Origin of the sequence: Microbacterium invictum (assembly GCF_034421375.1) — a bacterium.
In the GTDB taxonomy this organism is placed as follows: Bacteria; Actinomycetota; Actinomycetes; order Actinomycetales; family Microbacteriaceae; genus Microbacterium; species Microbacterium invictum_A.
In genome coordinates, this window is the sequence record NZ_CP139779.1 from 2,433,976 (window position 1) to 2,455,474 (window position 21,499).

Annotated in this window: 19 protein-coding genes; 4 read left to right on the top strand and 15 right to left on the bottom strand. The window is 71.2% G+C overall.

Annotated elements, in window-relative coordinates; genetic code table 11:
- Window positions 1-4: 4 nt before the first annotated feature.
- The 5 genes from atpB to prmC all read right to left on the bottom strand — a co-directional run bounded on the left by atpB (window position 5) and on the right by prmC (window position 4,238).
- The gene (gene atpB / locus T9R20_RS11780) at window positions 5-799 is read right to left on the bottom strand and encodes a F0F1 ATP synthase subunit A (protein ID WP_322412168.1); all 795 of its coding nucleotides are present in this window, start codon (window positions 797-799) and stop codon (window positions 5-7) included.
- 135 nt (window positions 800-934) lie between these two features.
- A complete protein-coding gene (locus tag T9R20_RS11785) occupies window positions 935-1,450 on the bottom strand; it encodes a hypothetical protein (protein ID WP_322409497.1) in 516 nt (171 codons plus the stop codon).
- Window positions 1,447-2,607: an MraY family glycosyltransferase gene (locus T9R20_RS11790; protein WP_322409498.1), complete on the bottom strand. Its 1,161-nt coding sequence runs from the start codon at window positions 2,605-2,607 to the stop codon at window positions 1,447-1,449. The genes T9R20_RS11785 and T9R20_RS11790 overlap by 4 nt, the downstream gene beginning before the upstream one ends.
- The gene (locus T9R20_RS11795) at window positions 2,604-3,299 is read right to left on the bottom strand and encodes an L-threonylcarbamoyladenylate synthase (protein ID WP_322409499.1); all 696 of its coding nucleotides are present in this window, start codon (window positions 3,297-3,299) and stop codon (window positions 2,604-2,606) included. Before T9R20_RS11795 ends, T9R20_RS11790 begins: the two co-directional genes overlap by 4 nt.
- Window positions 3,300-3,359: 60 nt before the next feature.
- On the bottom strand, window positions 3,360-4,238 hold the full coding sequence (prmC, locus tag T9R20_RS11800) for a peptide chain release factor N(5)-glutamine methyltransferase (protein ID WP_322409500.1): 879 nt from the start codon (window positions 4,236-4,238) through the stop codon (window positions 3,360-3,362).
- A gap of 89 nt (window positions 4,239-4,327) precedes the next feature.
- On the opposite strand from prmC, the gene cysK (T9R20_RS11805) reads away from it, so the two are divergent.
- From cysK (T9R20_RS11805) to epsC, 3 genes are read left to right on the top strand one after another with little or no spacing between them, the layout of a single operon-like run.
- Window positions 4,328-5,266, top strand: coding sequence for a cysteine synthase A (gene cysK, locus T9R20_RS11805; protein ID WP_322409501.1), 939 nt, complete (start codon window positions 4,328-4,330; stop codon window positions 5,264-5,266).
- A gap of 31 nt (window positions 5,267-5,297) precedes the next feature.
- Window positions 5,298-6,251, top strand: coding sequence for a cysteine synthase A (gene cysK / locus T9R20_RS11810; RefSeq protein WP_322409502.1), 954 nt, complete (start codon window positions 5,298-5,300; stop codon window positions 6,249-6,251).
- A complete protein-coding gene (gene epsC, locus T9R20_RS11815; RefSeq protein WP_322409503.1) occupies window positions 6,248-6,826 on the top strand; it encodes a serine O-acetyltransferase EpsC in 579 nt (192 codons plus the stop codon). Before cysK (T9R20_RS11810) ends, epsC begins: the two co-directional genes overlap by 4 nt.
- Window positions 6,827-6,832: 6 nt before the next feature.
- Here epsC and T9R20_RS11820 read toward each other — a convergent pair whose 3' ends face one another.
- Window positions 6,833-7,255 carry a hypothetical protein gene (locus T9R20_RS11820; RefSeq protein WP_322409504.1) on the bottom strand — a complete coding sequence of 141 codons (423 nt, stop codon included), beginning with the start codon at window positions 7,253-7,255 and terminating at the stop codon, window positions 6,833-6,835.
- A 90-nt stretch (window positions 7,256-7,345) separates the two neighbouring features.
- Between T9R20_RS11820 and T9R20_RS11825 the strand changes: the two genes are divergently transcribed.
- A complete protein-coding gene (locus T9R20_RS11825; protein ID WP_322409505.1) occupies window positions 7,346-8,743 on the top strand; it encodes an amidase in 1,398 nt (465 codons plus the stop codon).
- Here the strand turns inward: T9R20_RS11825 and T9R20_RS11830 are convergent.
- The 9 genes from T9R20_RS11830 to argS form a co-directional block, all read right to left on the bottom strand.
- On the bottom strand, window positions 8,733-10,460 hold the full coding sequence (locus T9R20_RS11830; protein ID WP_322409506.1) for an amidohydrolase: 1,728 nt from the start codon (window positions 10,458-10,460) through the stop codon (window positions 8,733-8,735). The genes T9R20_RS11825 and T9R20_RS11830 overlap by 11 nt on opposite strands.
- Window positions 10,461-10,565: 105 nt before the next feature.
- Window positions 10,566-11,651, bottom strand: a complete 1,086-nt coding sequence (gene prfA, locus T9R20_RS11835) for a peptide chain release factor 1 (RefSeq protein WP_322412169.1) — start codon at window positions 11,649-11,651, stop codon at window positions 10,566-10,568.
- Window positions 11,652-11,677: 26 nt separating this feature from the next.
- Window positions 11,678-13,858, bottom strand: coding sequence for a transcription termination factor Rho (gene rho / locus T9R20_RS11840; RefSeq protein WP_322409507.1), 2,181 nt, complete (start codon window positions 13,856-13,858; stop codon window positions 11,678-11,680).
- A gap of 178 nt (window positions 13,859-14,036) precedes the next feature.
- A complete protein-coding gene (thrB, locus tag T9R20_RS11845; RefSeq protein WP_322409508.1) occupies window positions 14,037-14,975 on the bottom strand; it encodes a homoserine kinase in 939 nt (312 codons plus the stop codon).
- Complete coding sequence (gene thrC / locus T9R20_RS11850) at window positions 14,972-16,060, bottom strand: threonine synthase (RefSeq protein WP_322409509.1); 1,089 nt, start codon at window positions 16,058-16,060, stop codon at window positions 14,972-14,974. Before thrC ends, thrB begins: the two co-directional genes overlap by 4 nt.
- A 1-nt stretch (window position 16,061) precedes the next feature.
- A complete protein-coding gene (locus T9R20_RS11855) occupies window positions 16,062-17,402 on the bottom strand; it encodes a homoserine dehydrogenase (RefSeq protein ID WP_322409510.1) in 1,341 nt (446 codons plus the stop codon).
- A complete protein-coding gene (gene lysA, locus T9R20_RS11860) occupies window positions 17,395-18,837 on the bottom strand; it encodes a diaminopimelate decarboxylase (RefSeq protein ID WP_322409511.1) in 1,443 nt (480 codons plus the stop codon). The genes T9R20_RS11855 and lysA overlap by 8 nt, the downstream gene beginning before the upstream one ends.
- A gap of 164 nt (window positions 18,838-19,001) precedes the next feature.
- The gene (locus T9R20_RS11865) at window positions 19,002-19,829 is read right to left on the bottom strand and encodes an LmeA family phospholipid-binding protein (protein ID WP_322409512.1); all 828 of its coding nucleotides are present in this window, start codon (window positions 19,827-19,829) and stop codon (window positions 19,002-19,004) included.
- Window positions 19,830-19,833: 4 nt separating this feature from the next.
- A complete protein-coding gene (gene argS / locus T9R20_RS11870) occupies window positions 19,834-21,498 on the bottom strand; it encodes an arginine--tRNA ligase (protein ID WP_322409514.1) in 1,665 nt (554 codons plus the stop codon).
- Window position 21,499 lies beyond the last annotated feature (1 nt).

The following is a 21,499-nucleotide window of genomic DNA, read 5'->3' on the forward strand; positions in this document are numbered from 1 at the left end:
CCGCTCAGTGCTCTTCCGCGACCGCGAGCTGGATGTAGACCGCGGTGAGGATCGTGAAGACGTAGGCCTGCAGGAAGGCGACCAGCATCTCGAAGAGAGTGAAGGCCAGCCCGAAGGCGAGGGTTCCGACACCGAAGGCCTTCCACAGGCCGTCGGCGGTGAAGAGGAAGAACTGCGTCGCGGAGAAGAACAGCACGAGCATCAGGTGCCCGACGATCATGTTCATCAGCAGTCGCAGAGTCAGCGTCACCGGCCGGATGATGAAGGTCGAGAGGAACTCCAGCGGCGTGACGATGATGTAGAGGAACGGCGGGACTCCCGAGGGGAACAGCGAGTTCTTCAGGAAGTTCTTCGGGCTCTTTCGAAGCCCCGCGTAGATGAAGGTCACGTAGGACACGACCGCGAGCAGCAGCGGCACGGCGATGACGCTCGTTCCCGCGATGTTCAGGAACGGGATGATCCCGGTGATGTTCATGAACAGGATCATGAAGAACATCGTCGTCAGCAGCGGCAGGAACCGGTCGCCGTCCTTCCGGCCGAGCAGGTCGTGCGCGATGTTGACGCGGACGAAGTCCAGGCCCATCTCCACGATGCTCTGGAAGCGGGTCGGGATCATCCGCATGCGGCGTGTGCCGATCACGAACACCAGCACGAGGACGATCGTCGCGAGCACCTGCACCAGGTTGATGCGCGTGAACTCGATCGGAAGCCCGAGGCCTTCGAGGATGTTCGGCGGGAAGAAGTCCGAGATCGAGGGCGGGTGGAACTCACCGTCGGACGACGAGGCATTCGCGATCAGGGTCGCAGCTTGAGTAGACAGCGCGGGCTCCAGCTTCGGGGCACCGGTCGAGGACCGTTGCGACGATGGTCGGTGAGAGTCGTTCCGCAGACGCGCGCAGAGCGGCGGGCGGGCGCAAACACCACCCTATCAAACTCAGGGCGCGGCGTTTTTCCCGGTGTCCTGGTCCTTCTCGTCATCGAGAGGCCGGTAGCGGTCCTGCTCCGGGTCCGTGGTAGGCAGCGACACGTCGCTGACGTGCGGCACGCGCATCCGGGTGAGCACGACGACGTCGATCGTGAGCGAGGCCAGGACGCTCACCACGACGGCGACGAAGAAGACCGGTCCGTCGAGCCACGGCTGCCCGCGCAGGATGATCAGGGCGACGATGAAGATGATGAGCTTGAGGATCCAGCCGCCCATGACGATCCCGAAGAAGACCGGCACATAGAGAGGATCCCCGAACCAGCGGTTGGCGATGAGGATGCTCGCGCCGGTGATGCCGAGGAAGACCGCGGCCAGGATGACGCCCGAGAGGGCGCTCCACACCCCGTCGGGCCCCGCCACGAGACCTCCGACGATCGCCGCGGCGACGGCGAGCACCACGGTGACCACCCCCGACCACAGGAGGGTGGTGCGGAGGATGGGATTGCTGGACACGTCGGAGGTCATGAGGCTTCCTGGGGGACGTCTGCGGCACTGCGGCCGCGCTGGCGAGCGGGGAGGAGGGTGACCACGAGGCAGGCGACGACGCCGACGGCGCCGAGGGCGACGCCCAGGAGATAGTCTCCCGGCCATTCCTCCTGGGTGCCGACGTACATCAGCAGTACCGCGAGGCTGACCACCGCGGTCCACGAGTAGAAGATCAGCACGGCGTCACGGTCGCTGTGCCCCATGTCGAGCATCCGGTGATGCAGGTGCTTGCGGTCGGGCGAGAACGGCGACTTGCCCGCCCGCATGCGTCGGATGACGGCGAGGCCGAAATCGAGGAGCGGCAGCAGCACCACCACGATCGGCAGGATGATCGGGATGAAGGCACCCAGCAGCTGGGAGCGTCCGAAGCGCTCGGGGTCGAGCAGCTCGGGCGAGAGCTGCCCGGTGATGGAGATCGCGGAGCAGGCCATGAGCAGGCCCAGCATCAGTGCCCCGGAATCCCCCATGAACAGTTTCGCGGGGCTCCAGTTCAGCGGCAGGAATCCGATGCACGCGCCGATGAGGATCGCGGCGATGAGGGTGGCGAGGTTGAAGTAGGTGTTCTGCCCTGTGTCGCGGGCGAGCAGGTACGAGTAGGCGAAGAAGACCCCGTTGGCGATGAGGCAGACGCCGGCGACGAGGCCGTCCAGCCCGTCGATGAAGTTGACCGCGTTCATGACGATCACGATCGACAGGACGGTGAGCAGGAAGCTCTGCCAGCCCGAGCCGATGATGAGGTCGCCGATCGGCAGCGTGTAGATCTGCAGCCCCCCGAACCAGGCGATGATCCCCGCCGCGACGAACTGCGCGCCCAGCTTGACCATCCAGTCCAGATCGAACAGGTCGTCGGCGACTCCGACGACGACGATCAGGGCAGTGGCGACGAGGATCGAGATCACCGTGCGCGGCTCGAGCCAGACGATGGCGAAGAACGGGTTCTGCGACGACACCAGGAAGGCCGCGACCACCCCCAGGAACATCGCCACTCCCCCCAGACGCGGGGTGGGGGTCTTGTGGACGTCGCGCTCTCGGATGCCGGGGTACAGCTTGAAGCGCAGGCTCAGTCGCCAGACCACCCACGTCAGCACGAAGGTGACGGTGGCGGTGAAGAGGACCGTGAAGACGTACTGCTTCACCCTGTGCCATCCGGCGCAGCCGGCTCCGCATCCTCCAGCAGGTCGCCCAGCACCTCGCGGAGCCGATCCCGTGCGATGGCGCCGTCGCGGAGGATCCGCACGCGCGGCTCCGCTCCGCGGACGACCAGGGATGTGGCGTCCAGGATCGTGGAGGCGACCCCGACGTCGGCGGGCCCGCCGTCGAGGTAGACGTCGATGCTCTCGCCGAGCATCGCCTGGGCTTCACCGATCTCGACCGCCGCCGGGCGCCCGGTGAGGTTGGCGCTGGACACGGCGAGCGGCCCGGTCTCTTCCAGCAGCTCCAGCGCGATGCGGTGGGCGGGCATGCGGACCGCGACGGTGCCGTGTGTCTCACCGAGGTCCCACGACAGCGACGGCTGGGAGGGGAGGACGATCGTCAGCCCGCCCGGCCAGAACTCCGCGACGAGGCGCTCGACCGGCTCGGGGACCTCGGCGACCAGCGCCCGGAGCGTCGCCTGGCCCGCGACGAGCACGGGCGGGGGCGACTGGCGCCCGCGACCCTTGGCGTCGAGCAGTCGCTGCACTGCGCGGGCGTTGAAGGCGTCGGCGGCCACGCCGTACACGGTGTCGGTGGGCATCACGACGAGGTCGCCGCGGCTGATGGCCTGACGGGCCTGCCGCATGCCGGGGAGCAGCTGCTCGTCGTCACGGCAGTCGAAGAGGGTAGACATGACGCCTCGAGTCTACGGCCCCGCCCTCCGCGCGCCCCGCTCCGCTCCATCCGCGCCGGGTCAGGGGCGGAGGGCCGTGGTCGCCCGATCGCGGAGGGTGAGGTCGCGGTGGGTCGCCGCGGCCCGCCATCCGTCCGCCGTCAGAAGAGTCCGGATGTCGGGCCCCTGCCATTCGCCGTGCTCGAGGACGAGGACGCCGCCGGGGTGGAGCAGACGCCGGCCCACGGCGCTCAGCACCCGGACGACGTCGAGCCCGTCCGGGCCGCCGTACAGCGCTGCCGGCGGATCGAAGAAGCGCACCTCGGGATCGCGCGGCACCGCGTCGTCGGGAACGTAGGGAGGGTTGGACACCAGCACCGACACCGTCCCGTCGAGGTCGGGGAAGGCCTCGGCGAGGTCGACGAAGGCGACCCGCGCGTTCGCCGCGCCCACCTCGGCGAAGTTCTCCCTGGCCCACAGGTACGCCTGGACGTCGTTCTCGGCGGCGTGCACCCGCGCGTGCGGAACCTCGGTCGCGAGGGCGAGGGCGATCGCGCCGCTGCCGGTGCCGAGATCCACGCCGATCGGCTCGGGGGTCGCCGCGGCCCGGAGGGCGTCGATGGCGAGCTGGGCGACCATCTCGGTCTCGGGCCGGGGGACGAAAACCCCGGGTCCGACGCGCAACTCGAGGTGACGGAAGGGCGCGCGTCCGGTGAGGTGCTGCAGCGGCACACGGGTTGCCCGCTGCGCGACCAGGACATCGAAGCGGGCGCGGCGGGCCGGATCCAGCCGTGCGCCTCGGATCGCGGCCGCCTGCACCTCGCCGCGGCCGACTCCCAGCGCGTGCGCGGCGAGGAGCTCGGCATCGACGTCCGCACCCCCGACACCGGCGCGCTCGAGCCGGGCCTGGGCGTCGCGCAGCGCTTCGGCGAGCGGGATCTCGGCGGGGAAGGTGTTCATGACCGCCGTCCAGACTGTCACATTCGGGCCGCGTCGCCGCTCCTCCCCTAGGCTTTCAAGGGTCACCCCCACCGCCCGAAAGGTCAGCAATGCCCGGCATCCACCCCGACATCACGTCCGCCTTCGGCGACACGCCGCTCGTCCGACTGAACCGGGTCACCGAGGGCCTCCCCGGCACCGTCATCGCGAAGCTGGAGTTCTACAACCCGGCATCCAGCGTCAAGGACCGCCTCGGCATCGCCATCGTGGATGCGGCGGAGGCATCCGGGGAACTGAAGCCCGGCGGCACCATCGTCGAGGCGACGAGCGGCAACACCGGCATCGCGCTGGCCATGGTCGGCGCCGCCCGCGGTTACAAGGTGATCCTGGCGATGCCGTCCTCGATGTCGATCGAGCGCCGTATTCTGCTGCGGGCATACGGCGCCGAGGTCGTCCTCACCGACCCTGCCGGGGGCATGAAGGGCGCCGTCGCCAAGGCCCAGGAGATCGTGGCCGAGACCCCGGGCGCGGTGCTCGCCCGTCAGTTCGAGAACGAGGCGAACCCGGCGATCCATCGCAAGACCACGGCGGAGGAGATCCTCCGCGACACCGACGGAGCCGTCGACTACCTCGTCGCGGGCATCGGCACCGGGGGCACCATCACCGGCGTCGGGCAGGTGCTGAAGGAGCGAGTGCCGGGCGTGAAGATCGTCGCGGTCGAGCCGGCCGATTCGCCGCTGCTGACCAAGGGCACCCCGGGGCCGCACAAGATCCAGGGGATCGGCCCGAACTTCATCCCCGCCATCCTCGACCAGGGCGTGATCGACGAGGTGTTCGACGTCGAGTTCGACGACGCCGTCGCGACGGCGCGCGACGTGGGCGCCCGCGAGGGCATCCTCGTGGGGATCTCCTCGGGCGCCGCCGTGTGGGCGGCGCTGCAGCTGGCGGCACGTCCCGAGGCCGCGGGGAAGAACATCGTCGTGATCATCCCGTCGTTCGGCGAGCGCTACCTCTCCACGCCGCTGTACGCCGACCTCCGCGAGGACTGAGCCGGGCTCGCCCAGGCCCACGAGCGCTCCCGTGTCCGCCATCCATCCCGACATCACCACCGCGTTCGGCGGCACGCCGCTCGTGCGGCTGAACGCGCTGACCGCCGGCCTCCACGCCGAGGTGGTCGCCAAGCTGGAGTTCTACAACCCCGGCGCGAGCGTGAAGTGCCGCCTCGGGATCGCGCTCGTCGACGCCGCGGAGGCGTCCGGTGCGCTCCAGCCCGGCGGCACGATCGTGGAGTCCACGAGCGGGAACACCGGTATCGCCCTCGCCCTCGTCGGGGCCGCCCGCGGCTATCGCGTGATCCTCACCATGCCGGCGTCGATGTCGAAGGAGCGCCGGACGCTCCTGAAGGCCTACGGGGCCGAACTCGTGCTCACCGATCCGTATAAGGGGATGACCGAGGCGGTTCGCACCGCCCAGCAGATCGCCGCCGACACCCCCGGCGCCGTCCTCGCCCGTCAGTTCGAGCATCCCGCCAACCCCGAGATCCACCGCCGGACCACCGCGGAGGAGATCTGGCGAGACACCGAGGGGCGCGTGGACTATCTCGTCGCGGGGTCGGGCACCGGCGGCACGATCACCGGCGTCGGCGGTGTGCTCAAGGAGCGGAACCCCGACGTGCGCATCGTGCTCGTGCAGCCCAAGGACTCCCCCGTCCTCACCGAGGGGCGAGCGGGCGGGCACCGCATCCAGGGCATCGGCCCCAACTTCGTCCCGGACGTGCTCGATCGCAGCGTCGTGGACGAGATCATCGACGCCGAATTCGACGACGCGATCCAGGTCGCGCGAGACCTGGCCACCCGCGAGGGCATCCTCGCGGGGATGTCGGCGGGCGCCGCGGTGAGCGCGGCGCTGCAGATCGCACGCCGCCCCGAGGCTCGTGGCACGCGGATCGTCGTCATCGTGCCCGACTCCGGCGAGCGCTATCTCTCGACGGCGATGTACGCGGATCTCCGCGAGGAACAGGCGGTGCCGGCGTGATCCTCACCCGAGCCCTTTCGCGCGTGCGAGAAGACCTCGCCGCGGCGAAGCTGCGCGACCCCGCGGCGCGCAGCGCACTGGAGATCGCGCTGCTCTACCCCGGACTCCACGCGATCTGGGCGCACCGCGTCTGGCATGCCCTCTGGCGCCGGCGCCTGCGCTTCGTCGCACGCCTCGGCTCGCAGGTCACCCGCTGGCTCACGGGCATCGAGATCCACCCCGGTGCGATCATCGGGCGCCGGTTCTTCATCGATCACGGCATGGGGGTCGTCATCGGAGAGACCGCCGAGGTCGGCGACGACGTGATGCTCTACCACGGCGTGACCCTGGGCGGACGGCAGCGCGAGGGCGGCAAACGGCACCCCACGCTTCGCGACGGCGTCGCCGTCGGCGCGGGCGCCAAGATCCTCGGACCGATCACCATCGGCGCCCGCTCGGTCGTCGGCGCGAACGCCGTGGTGACCAAGGACGCCCCCGCCGACAGTGTTCTGGTGGGTGTGCCCGCCAAGCCCCGAACCCGTCGGGAGGGGATGGACACCCGGGCGGTGCTCACCGCCCCCGAGTACGTGATCTGAGCGTGCTCACGCCCGCGTCGCCCCGCCGTCCCGCCGGTCGTCGATGCGGCGCTTGAGGAAGATCATGGGGAGGAAGAGGGTCGCGAGGGCGGTGACCAGCCAGACGATCACCGGCGCCAGGATCCAGGTGAGCACGAACGGCTGGCCGATCGTGACGCCGGCCCCGGGGATGACCACCACGACGACGAGAGCCACGAGCGTGGAGATGATCCCGATCCCGCCGAGGAGGGCCGGGGCGTTCCGCCGCGCGACGCTCGCGATCCACGGGGTGAGGATGCTCTGCAGCACCGCGAAGATGACGATCGCGAGGGCGAACCCCCACCAGGTGCTCCAGTCGATGCGGAATCCCGGGAGAAGCAGATCCGCCACGATCAGCCCGAGCGCCGCCGAGACGAGGAAGATGAGCGCGCGGATGAGGAAGATGATCACGCGCTCAGGGTACGCCCCAGCGCTCCCGACCGCCGGGCGGGCGCCCGCGCCACGCCGCGACATCCGCGGGCAGCGGCGGCAGGAGTCCCGGTGAGCGATCTTCTCGGGATGTCGGCGGTCGACCTCGCCGCGCTGCTCCAGCGTCGCGAGGTCCGCGCCGTGGAGCTCGTCGACGCCGCGCTCGCGCGGGCGGCGGCCACGAGCGGGCTCGGCGCCTTCGTCGAGGTGACCGCGGAACGGGCGCGCGCCGCTGCGGCACGACGCGACGCCACGGCACCGGACGGGCCGCTGTGGGGCATCCCGATCGCGGACAAGGACCTGGTGGCGCGCGCCGGGGTGCCGACCCGGTACGGATCGCGCGCCCGCGAGGGGTTCGTCCCCACGGTGTCCGACCCGCTCGCGGCCGCTCTCGATCGCGCGGGCGCGGTGAGCATCGGCAAGACGAGCACGTCGGAGTTCGGACTCACGGGGTACACCGAGCCGCGGGGCGGCGGGGCGTGGGCGCGCGACCCCTGGAACCCCGGCGACGGCGCCGGCGGCTCGAGCGGCGGGGCCGCGGTCGCCGTGGCGACGGGGGTGCTGGCCATCGCTCCGGCCTCGGACGGCGGTGGATCGATCCGCATCCCCGCGGCCACGGTCGGCGTCGTGGGGCTGAAGCCCTCGCGGGGGCGCCTCCCCCTCGGATCGGGCCTGGACGCCCCCGAGGGCCTCGCCGTCACCGGGCCCCTCGCGCGGACGGTCGCCGACGCGGCGTTCCTCCTCGACGCCCTCTGCGCGCTCGCCCCGTACGACTTCTCGGTGCGCGCGGGCGACGCACCGCCGTTCCTCCCGGCCACGGCGGGCGACCCGCCGCGTCTGCGTGTGGGCCTCACCACCGTGTCGCCCTGGGACGACGACATCGACATCGCCGTGGACCCCTCCGCGGTCGATGCGCTGCACGCGGCCGCGACGATGCTCGCCTCCGCCGGACACGAGGTGACGGATGCCTCGTGGCAGCCGCAGCGCTACGGCCCGCTCTTCCGGGTGCTCTGGCGCGCGAGCGCCGCACGCATCCCGCTCACCCACGACGACCTGGCAATCGTCGAGCCCCTCACGGCGTGGCTGGTGCGAGAGGGCCGGGCCCTGGACGCGCGCGTGCTGCTGAGCGCCCTGGCCGAGGCCCGCGTCTTCGAGCGGGAGACGATCCGCGCCTTCGCACCGTACGACGTGGTGCTCACCCCCGCGCTCGCGCAGACGCCGCGCCCGATCGGCTGGTACGACGGCGACGACCCCGAGAGCACCTTCGCCCAGCAGGTGCAGTATGCGCCCTTCAGCAGCTTCGTCAACGTCGCCGGGCTCCCCGCGATCGTGCTGCCCGTTGCGATGACGGGCGGGCATCCGGTGAGCGTGCAGCTCGTCGGCCGACCGGGCGGCGAGCGGGCGATCATCGCCGCCGCCGCTCAGCTCGAGGGACTGCGCGGACCGCTTCCGCTCCCGCCTACGCCGTGAGGTGACAGCAGGCGGGGATGCCCAGGGTGCGCAGTGCCGCGAAGTCGGCGTCGTCGACCTGTCCCGATGCGGCCGCGAACGCCCCCAGGTCGATCGCCTCGCCCCCGATCCACGTGCCCTTGACGCCGATGGCACCGATCCGCTCGGGCGCCACGGCGAACGGGTCGGCGTCGAGCGCGACGAGGTCCGCGAGCTTCCCCGGCGCGATCGAGCCCACCTCGGCCTCCGTGCCGAGGGCGAAGGCCGCGTTGACCGTCTCAGCCGCGATCGCCTCGAACAGCGTCACCGCCTGATCGACGCCGCGTACCGCCCCGCTGGAGGTCCGCCGCGTGACGGCCGTCTGGATGTTCAGCAGCGGGGACGGCGGGCTGACGCTGCCGTCGTTGTGGAAGGACGGGTGCACGCCGGCGTCGAAGGCGTCGCGGAAGCGCTGCCAGCGCGATCCGACCTCCGCCTCGAAGATCTGCCCGTCCAGCAGGTCTCCCCAGTAGTGGAACTGGAACGGTCCCATCGAGGCGACGACGCCGAGATCGGCCATCCGCCGGAACTGGTCGCGACGCGCACCGCCGATGTGCTCCACGCGCCACCGATGATCGGTCCGGGTCAGCCCATGGCGATCGAGGGCGCGGCTGAAGGCGTCCAGCACGACGTCCAGGGCGATGTCGCCGTTGACGTGGAAGGCCATCTGCCACCCTGTCGGCGCGTGGGCATCGAGCAGGGCATCGAGCTGCACGCGGGTGTAGTTCATCGGCCCCTCCCCCGTCACCCCCGCAGGGATCCCGGCCGCCCGTGTCGTCGGGGTGTCGAGGTAGGGGGTGCTCATCGCCACGTTCCCCACCCAGGGTGAGCCGTCCGCCCACAGCTTGATGCCGCGCTTGCGCAGCATGGTCGCGGGCGCCGTCGAGACGAAGGGATCGGCGCAGTCGGGCTCGGTCGACATGTGGTAGAGCGTGATGCGGAGAGGGCAGTGCGGCAGCGCCGCGAGGGTCTCGTAGGCCTGTTTCAGCGGCGTCTTGTAGGTGTGCTCGGACGTCGAGGTGATCCCCGCCGAGGCCATGAGCATGTAGTACTCCACCGCGCCCTGCAGGGGCTTCGTCCCGGTCGACACCGCCTGGAGGACGGGGGTGGCCAGAGCCATCATCGCGGGCACCTCCGTGGCCCGGCCGTCCAGGCGGCCGTCCGCCCGCCGGCCGAAGCTCCCACCCACGGGATCGGCCGGAGGGTTCTCGGTCCAGCCGAGCGTCCGCAGCACCGCAGAGGTCACCGACGCCGCATGGCCGGAGTTGTTGGCCACGAGCACCATCCGATCGCCGAAGATCGCATCCAGTTCGTCGGCGTCGGGAGTGGCATGCCGCTGGAGGAGGCCGTCGAAGCCGAAGAACGACAGCGGGGCTCCCGGCTGGGTCTCGTCGATCGCGCGGCGGAAGACGGCGAGGACGTCGTCCCAGGTGGGCGCGAACCACGGTGCGATCCAGTACGCCGGCGGCATCGTCGCCATGCCGCTGAGGACAGGATGCGAGTGCGCGTCGATGAAGCCGGGAAGAAGCGCCGCCGCCCCGGTGTCGACGAGCGCGGCGTCAGGGAGAACGGCGCGGCATTCGGCCACGGTGCCGACCGCGACGATGCGCTCCCCGGAGAGGGCGATCGCGTCGGCACGCGGCCGCGCCGGATCCATGGTGATCACCGTTCCGGCGGTGAGGATGCGGTCAGTGGGCATGGACGACCTCCGAACGGTGCGGCAGCGACGAGACGGCGCTCGCGCTCACCCGACCACATCCCCGCGCCGGTGTAAAGCGGCGGAACGATCCCGGGCGGGATCGGGTCAGGCGTCGCCCTCGCCGCCGAGGGCGGCGAGGCGCTCCTCCTCATCCGCGGCGATGCACGATTCGATGAGCGGCTCGAGCGCCCCGTCCATCACCTGGTCGAGGTTGTAGGCCTTGTAGCCGGTGCGATGGTCGGCGATGCGGTTCTCGGGGAAGTTGTAGGTGCGGATGCGCTCGGAGCGATCCATGCCGCGGATCTGCGACTTCCGGGCATCGGATGCCGCGGCATCGCGTTCCTCCTGCTGACGCGCCAGGAGCCGGGCCCGGAGCACCCGCATGCCCGCCTCGCGGTTCTGCAGCTGGGACTTCTCGTTCTGCATGGACACGACGATCCCGGTCGGGAGGTGGGTGATGCGCACCGCCGAGTCGGTCGTGTTCACCGACTGGCCGCCGGGGCCTGAGGAGCGGAAGACGTCGATCTTCAGCTCGTTGGGATCGATCTGCACCTCTTCGGGTTCGTCGACCTCGGGGAAGACGAGCACGCCGGTGGTCGAGGTGTGGATCCGCCCCTGCGACTCCGTCGCCGGGACCCGCTGCACGCGGTGCACGCCGCCCTCGTACTTCAGGTGCGCCCACACGCCCTGCGCGGGGTCGGACGAGGATCCCTTGATCGCCACCTGGACGTCCTTGTACCCGCCGAGGTCGGACTCGGTGCGCTCGAGGAGCTCGGTCTTCCAGCCCTTCGCCGCGGCGTACTGCAGGTACATGCGCAGCAGGTCGGCGGCGAACAGCGCGCTTTCGGCGCCGCCCTCGCCGGCCTTGATCTCCATGATCACGTCGCGGGCGTCATCCGGATCCCGCGGGATCAGCAGCCGCCGCAGTTTCTCCTGCGCATCGGCGAGCCGCGCCTCCAGGGACGGCACCTCCTCGGCGAACGACGCATCCTCCCGGGCGAGGTCGCGCGCGGCGTCCAGATCCTCGGATGCCGCGAGCACGGCCTCGTGCGCCGTGACGATGCGCGAGAGCTCCGCGTACCGCCGGTTGACGCGCTTGGCGCGCGCGGCGTCGGCGTGCACCGCCGGGTCGGACAGCTCGTGCTGCACCGCGGCGTGCTCGTCGATCAGTGCGCGCACCGATTCCCACATGGCGGGCTCAGCCACGGGCGACCCGCTCAGCGGATGCTGTTGTCGTGACCGTGGCTGCCGCCGTGGCCGCCGTGACCGCCCTGGGTGGGAGCCGGCATCGACTTCTGCATCTGGACGAGGAACTCCACGTTCGAGCCCGTCTCCTTGAGCTTGCCGAGCACGACCTCCAGCGCCTGCTGGGGGTCCAGGCCCGCGAGGGCGCGGCGGAGCTTCCAGGTGATCTTGACCTCGTCCGCCGACATCAGCATCTCCTCCCGACGCGTCGACGAGGCGTTGACGTCGACGGCGGGGAAGATGCGCTTGTCGGCGAGCTGGCGGTTCAGACGCAGCTCGCTGTTGCCGGTGCCCTTGAACTCCTCGAAGATCACCTCGTCCATCTTCGAGCCGGTCTCGACCAGCGCCGTGGCGAGGATCGTGAGCGAACCGCCGTTCTCGATGTTGCGTGCCGCGCCGAAGAAGCGCTTGGGCGGGTACAGCGCCGAGGCGTCGACCCCGCCGGTGAGCACGCGACCCGAGGTGGGCGCCGAGATGTTGTAGGCACGGCCGAGGCGCGTGATCGAGTCGAGCAGCACGACGACATCGCGACCGAGCTCCACCAGGCGCTTCGCACGCTCGATGGCGAGCTCGGCGACCGTGGTGTGGTCCTCGGCGGGGCGGTCGAAGGTCGAGGCGATGACCTCGCCGCGAACCGTCCGCTGCATGTCGGTGACCTCTTCGGGGCGCTCGTCGACGAGCACGACCATCAGGTGCACCTCGGGGTTGTTGGTCGCGATGGCGTTGGCGATCTGCTGCAGCACGATCGTCTTGCCGGCCTTGGGCGGGGCGACGATGAGGCCGCGCTGACCCTTGCCGATCGGGGCGACGAGGTCGATGATGCGCTGCGTCAGCTTCTCGGGCGCGGTCTCCAGGCGCAGGCGCTCCTGGGGGTAGAGCGGCGTGAGCTTGCCGAACTCGACGCGCTCGGCGGCGTCGTCGACCGACAGACCGTTCACGGCGTCGACCTTGACCAGCGCGTTGTACTTCTGGCGGCTGGACTGCTCACCCTCGCGCGGCTGCTTGATCGAGCCGACGACCGCGTCGCCCTTGCGCAGGTTGTACTTCTTCACCTGGCCGAGCGAGACGTAGACGTCCTGCGGGCCGGGGAGGTACCCGGTGGTGCGGACGAACGCGTAGTTGTCGAGCACGTCGAGGATGCCCGCGATCGGGATGAGGACGTCGTCCTCGTTGATCTCGGTCTCGAACTCGTCGACCGGGCCCTGACCGCGGCGCTTGTTGCGCTGGCGTCCCCGACCGCCCGTCGACGAGGTGTCGTCGTCGGAGGCCTCCGGGCCGGCGTTGGCAGGGGTGCCGCCGTTCTGGTTCTGCGCCCCACGACCGTTTCCGCCCTGGTTCTGAGCGCCCTGGTTCTGGGTGCCCTGGCCGTTGCCGGCCTCCTGGGCGTTGCCGTTCTGGCCGCCGCGGTTGCGGTTGCGGCTGCGGTTGCGGCTCCGTCCGCGGGACGGGGTCTCGTCGGCGCTGTCGTCGCGGGAGTCGGCGTCGCCGCTCTCGGGCGCGGCCGGCGCGTCGTCGGACTGCGCGGCGGCAGCCGCCTCGGGTTCCGCTGCACCGTCGCCGCCCGGGGCGGCGTCAGGGGTCGCGGTGGCCCCGGAGGGGGTCTCGTCGGATGCCGCGATGTCTGCGGCGGTCTCGGACCCCGAAGCTCCGGCCTCGCCGGCGGCGGGCTGGTCTTCCGCGGGCTGGTCGGCGGCAGGCTGGTCGGCAGCCGGCTGGTCAGCGGTGGGCTCGGCTGCGGCGGGCTCGACCTCGGCCGCGGATGCGGCGTCCGCAGCGGCGGCGTCGGCGGCCGCGCTGGCCTTGGTGGCGCGGGTGCGCTTGGGGCGGGTGGTCGCGGTCACGCCCTCGGTCTTTGCTCGACGGGGCGCGCGCTTGCGCGGCGCGGTCTCCGCCGGAGCCTCCTCCGCAGCCGCGTCCTCGGCGGGGGCGCCCTCAGCGGCCGGTGCGTCGGCGGGGTCAGCGGCCGGTGATTCCTCCGGAGCCGCCGCAGCGGCGGCATCCGCGCCCTCGGCCGACGCGTCGGCGTCGGTCGGAGCTTCGGCGTCAGCCGGGTTGTCAGGGGTGGTGTTCGGGTCCGTGGCGGCGTCCGCGGGCGCGTCTGCGCGCTCGTCGGTGGTGTCGTCAGGGGTGTGGACCTCGGAGATGGACTCCACGAGTTCTCCTTGTCAGCAGATTGCAGGCAGATGGATGTCAGACGGTGCACGATGACCGCACGCGCGGCAAAGCAGAATCTCGTCCGGTGCCCGGCGACCCGGCGTGGCTAGAGCGCCTCGGCAGGACGAGAGGTGTGCGGTGTTTTCGCAGAATTGCGACGGAGGCCAGATTCACGTGTCACGTGGAACCCTCCGCGTACTCCCTCACTGTACCACCCTTGACGTCCACGGCCAGCATGAGCGCCTCCCACGGGGTGTCGGTGGCGCGCTCGGCGACGGCCACCGCTTCGAGGCGCCGACCGGGTCCGTCGGCGAGCACGAGGACACTGGGCCCGGCGCCGGAGACGACCGCGGCGAACCCGACGGCGCGCAGCGCCCGCACCAGCCTGTCGGTGTCGGGCATGGCCTGCGCACGGTAGTTCTGGTGCAGCTTGTCCTCGGTCGCGGCGAGCAGCAGCTCGGGGCTCTGGGTGAGCGCGGCGATCAGCAGCGCCGATCGCGACACGTTGAAGACGGCATCCTCGCGGGGCACCTGAAGGGGCTGCAGGCTCCGCGCGACCGAGGTGGACATCGTGAACTCGGGGACGAACACCAGCGGCGCGACACCGCGGTGCACGAGCAGCTTCTTGTGCTGCGGCCGCCCGTGGTCGACCCAGGCGATCGTGAGTCCCCCGAAGAGGGCGGGCGCGACGTTGTCGGGGTGGCCCTCCATCTCGGTGGCCAGTCGCAGCAGGGTGTCGTCGTCGAGATCGACGTCGCCGGCGAGCAGACCCTTCGCGGCGAGGAGGCCCGAGACGACGGCCGCGCCCGAGGACCCGAGGCCCCGACCGTGCGGGATGACGTTGACGGCGCGCAGCCGCAGCCCCGGCATCTCGCGTCCGACCGCGTCGAACGCATAACGGACGGCTTGCACCACCAGGTGCGAGGCGTCGCGCGGGACACCGTCCGACCCCTGGCCCTCGACGTCGATCTCGAGGTGCCCCGGGTCGAGGGCGGTGACGGTGAGCTCGTCGTAGACGCTGAGGGCCAGGCCGAGCGTGTCGAAGCCGGGGCCGAGGTTCGCGCTCGTCGCCGGCACCCGCACGACGACTTCTCGCCCCACGGGCACCGCGCTCACGCCGGTGCCGCGACGGGCGCGAGCTCGAGCACCGAGGCGACCTCGGTGGTCGCGGCGTCGACCACCGTCGGCTGCACCTCCGAGCCGTCGGCGTTGCGCAGCGCCCACTGCGGATCCTTCAGCCCGTGACCGGTCACGGTGAGCACCACGCGCGAGCCGGCGGGAATGACCCCGGCCTCGGCGCGGTCGAGGAGCCCCGCGACGCTGATCGCCGAGGCGGGCTCGACGAAGATGCCGACCTCGCCCGACAGCAGCTTCTGCGCGGCGAGGATCCGCTCGTCGTCGATGGCGCCGAAGTAACCGTCCGTGGCCTCGCGCTCCTCGAGGGCGAACTGCCACGAGGCGGGGTTGCCGATCCGGATCGCGCTGGCGATCGTCTCGGGGTGACGCACGACGGCGCCGCTGACGAGCGGTGCGCTGCCGGCCGCCTGGAACCCGAACATGCGAGGCAGGCGCGTCGAGGCACCCCGCTCGACCTCTTCGCGGTAACCGCGTGAGTAGGCGGTGTAGTTGCCGGCGTTCCCGACGGGGATGAAGTGGAAGTCCGGCGCGTCGCCGAGGACCTCGACGACCTCGTAGGCCGCGGTCTTCTGGCCTTCGATCCGGTCGGGGTTGACGGAGTTGACCAGGTGCACGGGGTAGTTGTCGGCGAGCTCGCGCGCGATCTCGAGGCAGTCGTCGAAGTTGCCGCGGATCTGGATGAGGCGGCCCTGGTGGGCGACCGCCTGGCTGAGCTTGCCCATGGCGATCTTGCCCTCGGGCACCAGCACGGCGGCGGTGATGCCGGCGTGCGCGGCGTAGGCCGCCGCCGAGGCGGAGGTGTTGCCCGTGGACGCGCAGATGACCGCCTTCGCGCCGTGCTCGACGGCGCGCGAGAGCGCAACCGTCATGCCGCGGTCCTTGAACGATCCGGTGGGGTTCATCCCCTCGTACTTCACCCAGACGTCGGCGCCGGTGCGCCGGGACAGCGCCGGTGCCGGAAGGAGGGGCGTGCCGCCCTCCCCCAGCGTGACCACGGTGGAGTCGTCGGTCACTCCGAGTCGGTCGGCGTATTCGCGGAGGACTCCCCGCCAGACGTGCGCCATGTCACTCTCCTTCCACTCGCAGCACCGAGACGACCCGTTCGACGACGCCGCTGCCGGCCAATCGTGCCACGGTCTCGCTGAGGTCCTGCTCCTTGGCTTTGTGCGTGCCGATGACCAGGCGCGCGGTGTTCTCAGGGGTCTGCGGCGCCGTGCCGCCGCCGGGGACCGGCTCGCCGGCCACGGTCTGCTCGACGGTCGCGATCGAGACCCGGCCCTCGGACAGGATGCCCGCCACCGTGGCGAGCACCCCCGGCTCGTCGTCGACCTCGAGGGTGATCTGGTAGCGCGTGGTGACCCGGCCGATGGGCACGATGGCGAGGTTCGCGCGGGTGGACTCCCCCACCCCGACACCGCCGGCGATGTGACGCCGGGCGGCCGAGACGACATCGCCGAGGACGGCCGAGGCGGTCTGCACACCACCGGCACCGGCGCCGTAGAACATGAGGTTCCCCGCGGCCTCGGCCTGCACGAACACGGCGTTGTTGGCCCCGTGGACGCTCGCCAGGGGGTGCGTGCGATCGATGAGAGCGGGGTAGACCCGCACCGAGATCGACTCGGAGTCGTCGGCATCGCGCAGGCGCTCGCAGACGGCGAGCAGCTTGATCACGAGCCCGGCGTGCCGCGCGGCATCCATCATCGCCTTGTCGATGCCGGTGATGCCCTCGCGATGCACCGATTCCAGCGGCACCGAGGTGTGGAAGGCCAGGCTCGCCAGGATCGCCGCCTTCTGCGCCGCGTCGTAGCCCTCGACGTCCGCCGTCGGATCGGCCTCCGCGTACCCGAGGCGCTGGGCGTCGGCGAGCACATCGGCGAACTCCGCGCCCTCGGTGTCCATGCGGTCGAGGATGTAGTTGGTCGTTCCGTTGACGATGCCCATGATGCGCTGCACGCGGTCGCCGGCGAGCGAATCGCGCAGCGGACGGATGATCGGGATCGCACCCGCCGCCGCGGCCTCGTAGTACACCTGCGCGCCGACCTGATCGGCGGCGTCGAAGATCTCAGGGCCGTGGGTGGCGAGCAGCGCCTTGTTGGCGGTGACGACGTCGGCGCCGGAGTTGATCGCCTGGAGCAGGTAGGTGCGCGCCGGCTCGATACCGCCCATGAGCTCGATCACGATGTCGGCGCCGACGATGAGGCTCTCGGCGTCGGTGGTGAACAGCTCCTTGGGCAGGTCGGTCTCGCGCGGGGCGTCGAGCTTGCGCACCGCGATGCCGGCGAGCTCGAGGCTCGCGCCGGCACGATCGGCGAGCTCGGCGCTGTGCAGGCGCAGCAGCGCGGCGACCTGCGAGCCGACGGCGCCGGCTCCCAGGAGCGCGACGCGCAGGCGACGGTAATCAGGCATGGGGTCCCTTCGTTGACGCGTCGGACGGCCGCCAGGCGGCGCCGACGTCTCGGGCGAGGAGGTCGTCCACGCTCTCGCCGCGGACGATGAGCCGGGCCTCGCCGTCGCGCACGGCGACGACCGGGGGCCGGGGTACGGCGTTGTAGTTGCTGGCCAGCGAGTAGCAGTAAGCGCCGGTCGCCGGGACGGCGAGCAGGTCGCCCGGGGCCACATCGCCCGGCAGGTACTCGAGGTCGACCACGATGTCGCCGGCCTCGCAGTGCTTGCCCACCACCCGGCTGAGCGCCGGGTCTGCGCTGCTCGTGCGCGAGGCGATGCGCGCGGAATACTGCGCGCCGTAGAGCGCGGTGCGGGCGTTGTCGCTCATCCCGCCGTCGACGCTGACGTAGAGCCGGTCGACACCCGATTCGAGGTGCACGGGTTTGACGGTGCCCACTTCGTACAGGGTGACCCCCGCTTGGCCCACGATCGAGCGCCCGGGCTCGAACGCCAGGCGGGGAACGGGGATGCCACGGGCGGCGCACTCCTCGGCGACGGCACCCACGATGGCGGCGGCGAGGTCGGCGATGTCCGTCGGTTCGTCGGCCTCGGTGTAGGCGATCCCGAATCCGCCGCCGAGGTTGAGCGCCGGCGCGTCACCGCCGTCGAGGAGGGACGCGTGGAGGTCGATCAGCCGCGAGGCGGCCTCTCGGAAGCCGGCGACGCCGAAGATCTGCGACCCGATGTGCGAGTGCAGTCCGCCGAATCGAAGGCCGGGGATCTCGCGGATCCGCGCGACCGCGGCCGGAGCGTCGTGCAGGGCGAAGCCGAATTTCTGGTCCTCGTGGGCGGTGGCGAGGAACGAATGGGTCTCGGCGTGCACGCCGCTGTTGACGCGGACGAAGACGGTCTGAGGGTCGGTGCGCGGCGCGTCGGCGCGCGATGTAAGGGCGGCCAGTCGCTCGATCTCGACGGGGCTGTCGACGACGATGGAGCCGACACCCAGGTCGATCGCTCGCTCGAGCTCGGCGACGCTCTTGTTGTTGCCGTGGAAACCCACGGCCGCAGCATCCGCTCCCCCCGCGATCGCGATGGCGAGTTCCCCGCCGCTGGCGACGTCGACGCCCAGTCCCTCGGACGTCACCCACCGCACGATCTCGGTGGACAGGAACGCCTTGCCCGCGTAGTACACCCGCACCGTCGTGCCGTGCGCGGCGGCGGCGCGCTCGAAGGCGTCACGGACCCGCTGAGCATGCTCGCGCACCTCGGTCTCGTCCATCACGTACAGCGGCGTGCCGAATCGGGCGGCGAGGTCGCCGGCCCTGACCCCGCCCAGCATCAGTTCCCCGGCGCCGTCGCGATGTGCGCGCTCGGGCCACACGGCGGCGGCGAGGGCGTTCGGGTCGGCGGGCACGTCGCGGGACGGAGGCGAGCCGGGCGATGGGGCGGCGGACACGGGTGGGAGACCAATCGGTGGATGCTTCGGCGCGACGTCGACCGGGATCGCCGGCGTGACGGGCTGCCTCGACCGGAAGACTCACGTGCCGGGCAGTCCTTGCAGTCTAGGGCAGAGCCCCACCGCTCACCGGTCGTCCGACTCGCCGCCCCTGCGGCGACGGCTCACGCGCACGTGCCGTTCTCCTGCAGGGCGACGTCGCGCACGATGGCCGGGTCGACCTCGAACGATCCGGTCAGCCGGTCGCCGTCGACGACGAGGTCGGTCAGGGTGATCCCAGCGGGGACGTCGCCGGCGATGCACACCGTCCACGTCTGGAGCACTCCGTCGGCGAGCCCGCCGAACTGGTCGCGCACGCCGTCGGCGGTGAGCTCCGCCCCCGCGACCGACACCGCCGAGGGGGTGAGGGCGAGGTCGCCCTCCACCGCGGACGGGACGACGGCGACCGTCACCGGCACCTCGACGCCGAACACCGGGAAGGACGTCGACAGGTGCACGTCCGGCGCATCGAGCGCCACCTCGGCGCCCTCGGGGAAGCCCTCGAGGCTGCCGAGGAGGGACTGCAGCTGCGCGGCGTCGAGGGTGACCGATCCGGACCCCGCTGCGAGGTCGGCATCCCCCCGGATCGGCACGCCCTGCACGTTCACGGAGACGTCGCCGGTCAGCTGGCCGATCGTGACGTCGTCGGACGAGATCGTCAGGTCGTCGAGGCTGCCGCGGATGAGTTGAGGCAGGACGGCCCCGTCGACCTCGACGTCGATCCGCTGATCGGCCGGAAGGGCGAGGGTGGTGATCACCTGCTCGCGGACGGTGCGGATGACGAGGTCTCGCGCGACGGCCTCGCCCACGAACCACGCGACCACCGCGAGACCTGCGACGACGAGGACCGCCAGCAGCCACGGCCACACCCGTCGCCGGCGGCGCGCGGGCGGCGCGGTGGCGATCGCCCACTCGGGGAGCGGCCGGGTCGGCTGGGTGTCGCCCGTGGTCACGGTGCTACATCCGCTCGGGCGCCGAGACGCCCAGCAGAGTCAGGCCGTTCCGGAGCACCTGGCCGGTTGCGTCGTTGAGCCACAGCCGGGTGCGGTGCACCGCCTCGACGGGCTGGTCGCCCAGCGGGATGACGCGGCAGTTGTCGTACCAGCGGTGGTAGAGCCCCGCGAGCTCTTCGAGGTAGCGGGCGACCCGGTGCGGCTCGCGCACCTCGGCGGCGAACGCGACGACCCGGGGGAACTCCTGCAGGGCACCCAGCAGCGCCGATTCGGTCTCGTGGGTCAGGAGTTCGGGAGCGAACTGAGATCGGTCGACGCCCGAGTCCGCGGCGTTCCGTGCGACGTTGTGCGTGCGGGCGTGGGCGTACTGCACGTAGAAGACGGGGTTGTCGTTTGTGCGCTTCTGCAGGACGTCGAGGTCGACGTCGAGATTGGAGTCGGCCGAGCTCCGCGTGAGGGCGTACCGCGCCGCGTCCGTGCCCACGATCTCGACGAGATCCTCCATGGTCACGACCGTGCCGGCCCGCTTGGACATGCGGACGGGCTGACCGTCTTTCACGAGATTGACCAGCTGGCCGATGAGGATCTGCAGGTTCACGCCGGGCGTATCACCGAATGCGGCGCACATCGCCATCATCCGCCGCACGTAACCGTGGTGGTCGGCGCCGAGCATGATGATGCACTGGGTGAAGCCGCGCTCGCGCTTGTCGAGGTAGTAGGCGAGATCGCCGGAGATGTACGCCGGCTGCCCATCGGACTTGATCACGACACGGTCTTTGTCGTCCCCGAACCGGGTGGTCTCCAGCCACGTCGCACCGTCGGCCTCGTAGATGTGGCCGAGCTCGCGAAGCCGGGCGACGGCGCGCTCGACGGCGCCCGAGTCGTGGAGGTCGTTCTCGTGGAAGTAGACGTCGAAGTCGACACCGAACTCGTGGAGGCTGGCCTTGATCTCATCGAACATGAACGAGACGCCGAGTTCGCGGAACGCCTCTTGCTTCGCCTCGGCGTCGAGGGCATCGATGTCACCTTCGTAGGCGAGAGCGACGCGACGGGCGATGTCGCCGATGTACGCTCCGCCGTAGCCGTCCTCGGGAGTCGGCCGCCCTTCGTGCGCGGCGACCAGGCTGCGGGCGAATCGGTCGATCTGCGCGCCGTGGTCGTTGAAGTAGTACTCCCGCGTCACCTGGGCCCCCTGCGACGACAGCAGACGCGCCAGCGCGTCGCCGACCGCCGCCCACCGGGTGCCGCCCAGATGGATCGGGCCGGTCGGGTTGGCAGAGACGAACTCGAGATTGATCACCTCGGCGGCCAGCGCGTCGCCGGTGCCGTAGGCCTCCCCCGCGTCGACGATCTGCTTGGCCAGGGCGCCGGCGGCAGCGGCATCCAGTCGGATGTTGATGAAACCGGGCCCTGCCACCTCCACCTCGGCGACGCCGTCGACGGCGCGCAGGCGCTCGGCGATCTCACCGGCGAACTCGCGCGGGTTGACCCCGACCGCCTTCGACAGCTTGAGCGCGGCGTTGGAGGCCCAGTCGCCGTGGTCGCGGTTCTTCGGCCGCTCCAGCACCAGGTCGGCCGCCGTCAGCCCTTCGCTCGCCCCCGGACGTCGGGCCTCGGCGAGCGGGGCGATGACGTCGAGCAGGGCGGCGGAGAGCGTGTCGGGATTCATA

Excerpts from the sequence above, each read along its gene's own strand:
- T9R20_RS11785 (WP_322409497.1), bottom strand. The coding sequence starts at position 1,450 with ATGACCTCCGACGTGTCCAGCAATCCCATCCTCCGCACCACCCTCCTG.
- T9R20_RS11795 (WP_322409499.1), bottom strand. The coding sequence starts at position 3,299 with ATGTCTACCCTCTTCGACTGCCGTGACGACGAGCAGCTGCTCCCCGGC.
- prmC (WP_322409500.1), bottom strand. The coding sequence starts at position 4,238 with ATGAACACCTTCCCCGCCGAGATCCCGCTCGCCGAAGCGCTGCGCGAC.
- cysK (WP_322409501.1), top strand. The coding sequence starts at position 4,328 with ATGCCCGGCATCCACCCCGACATCACGTCCGCCTTCGGCGACACGCCG.
- T9R20_RS11830 (WP_322409506.1), bottom strand. The coding sequence starts at position 10,460 with ATGCCCACTGACCGCATCCTCACCGCCGGAACGGTGATCACCATGGAT.
- prfA (WP_322412169.1), bottom strand. The coding sequence starts at position 11,651 with ATGTGGGAATCGGTGCGCGCACTGATCGACGAGCACGCCGCGGTGCAG.
- thrC (WP_322409509.1), bottom strand. The coding sequence starts at position 16,060 with ATGGCGCACGTCTGGCGGGGAGTCCTCCGCGAATACGCCGACCGACTC.
- T9R20_RS11855 (WP_322409510.1), bottom strand. The coding sequence starts at position 17,402 with ATGCCTGATTACCGTCGCCTGCGCGTCGCGCTCCTGGGAGCCGGCGCC.
- argS (WP_322409514.1), bottom strand. The coding sequence starts at position 21,498 with ATGAATCCCGACACGCTCTCCGCCGCCCTGCTCGACGTCATCGCCCCG.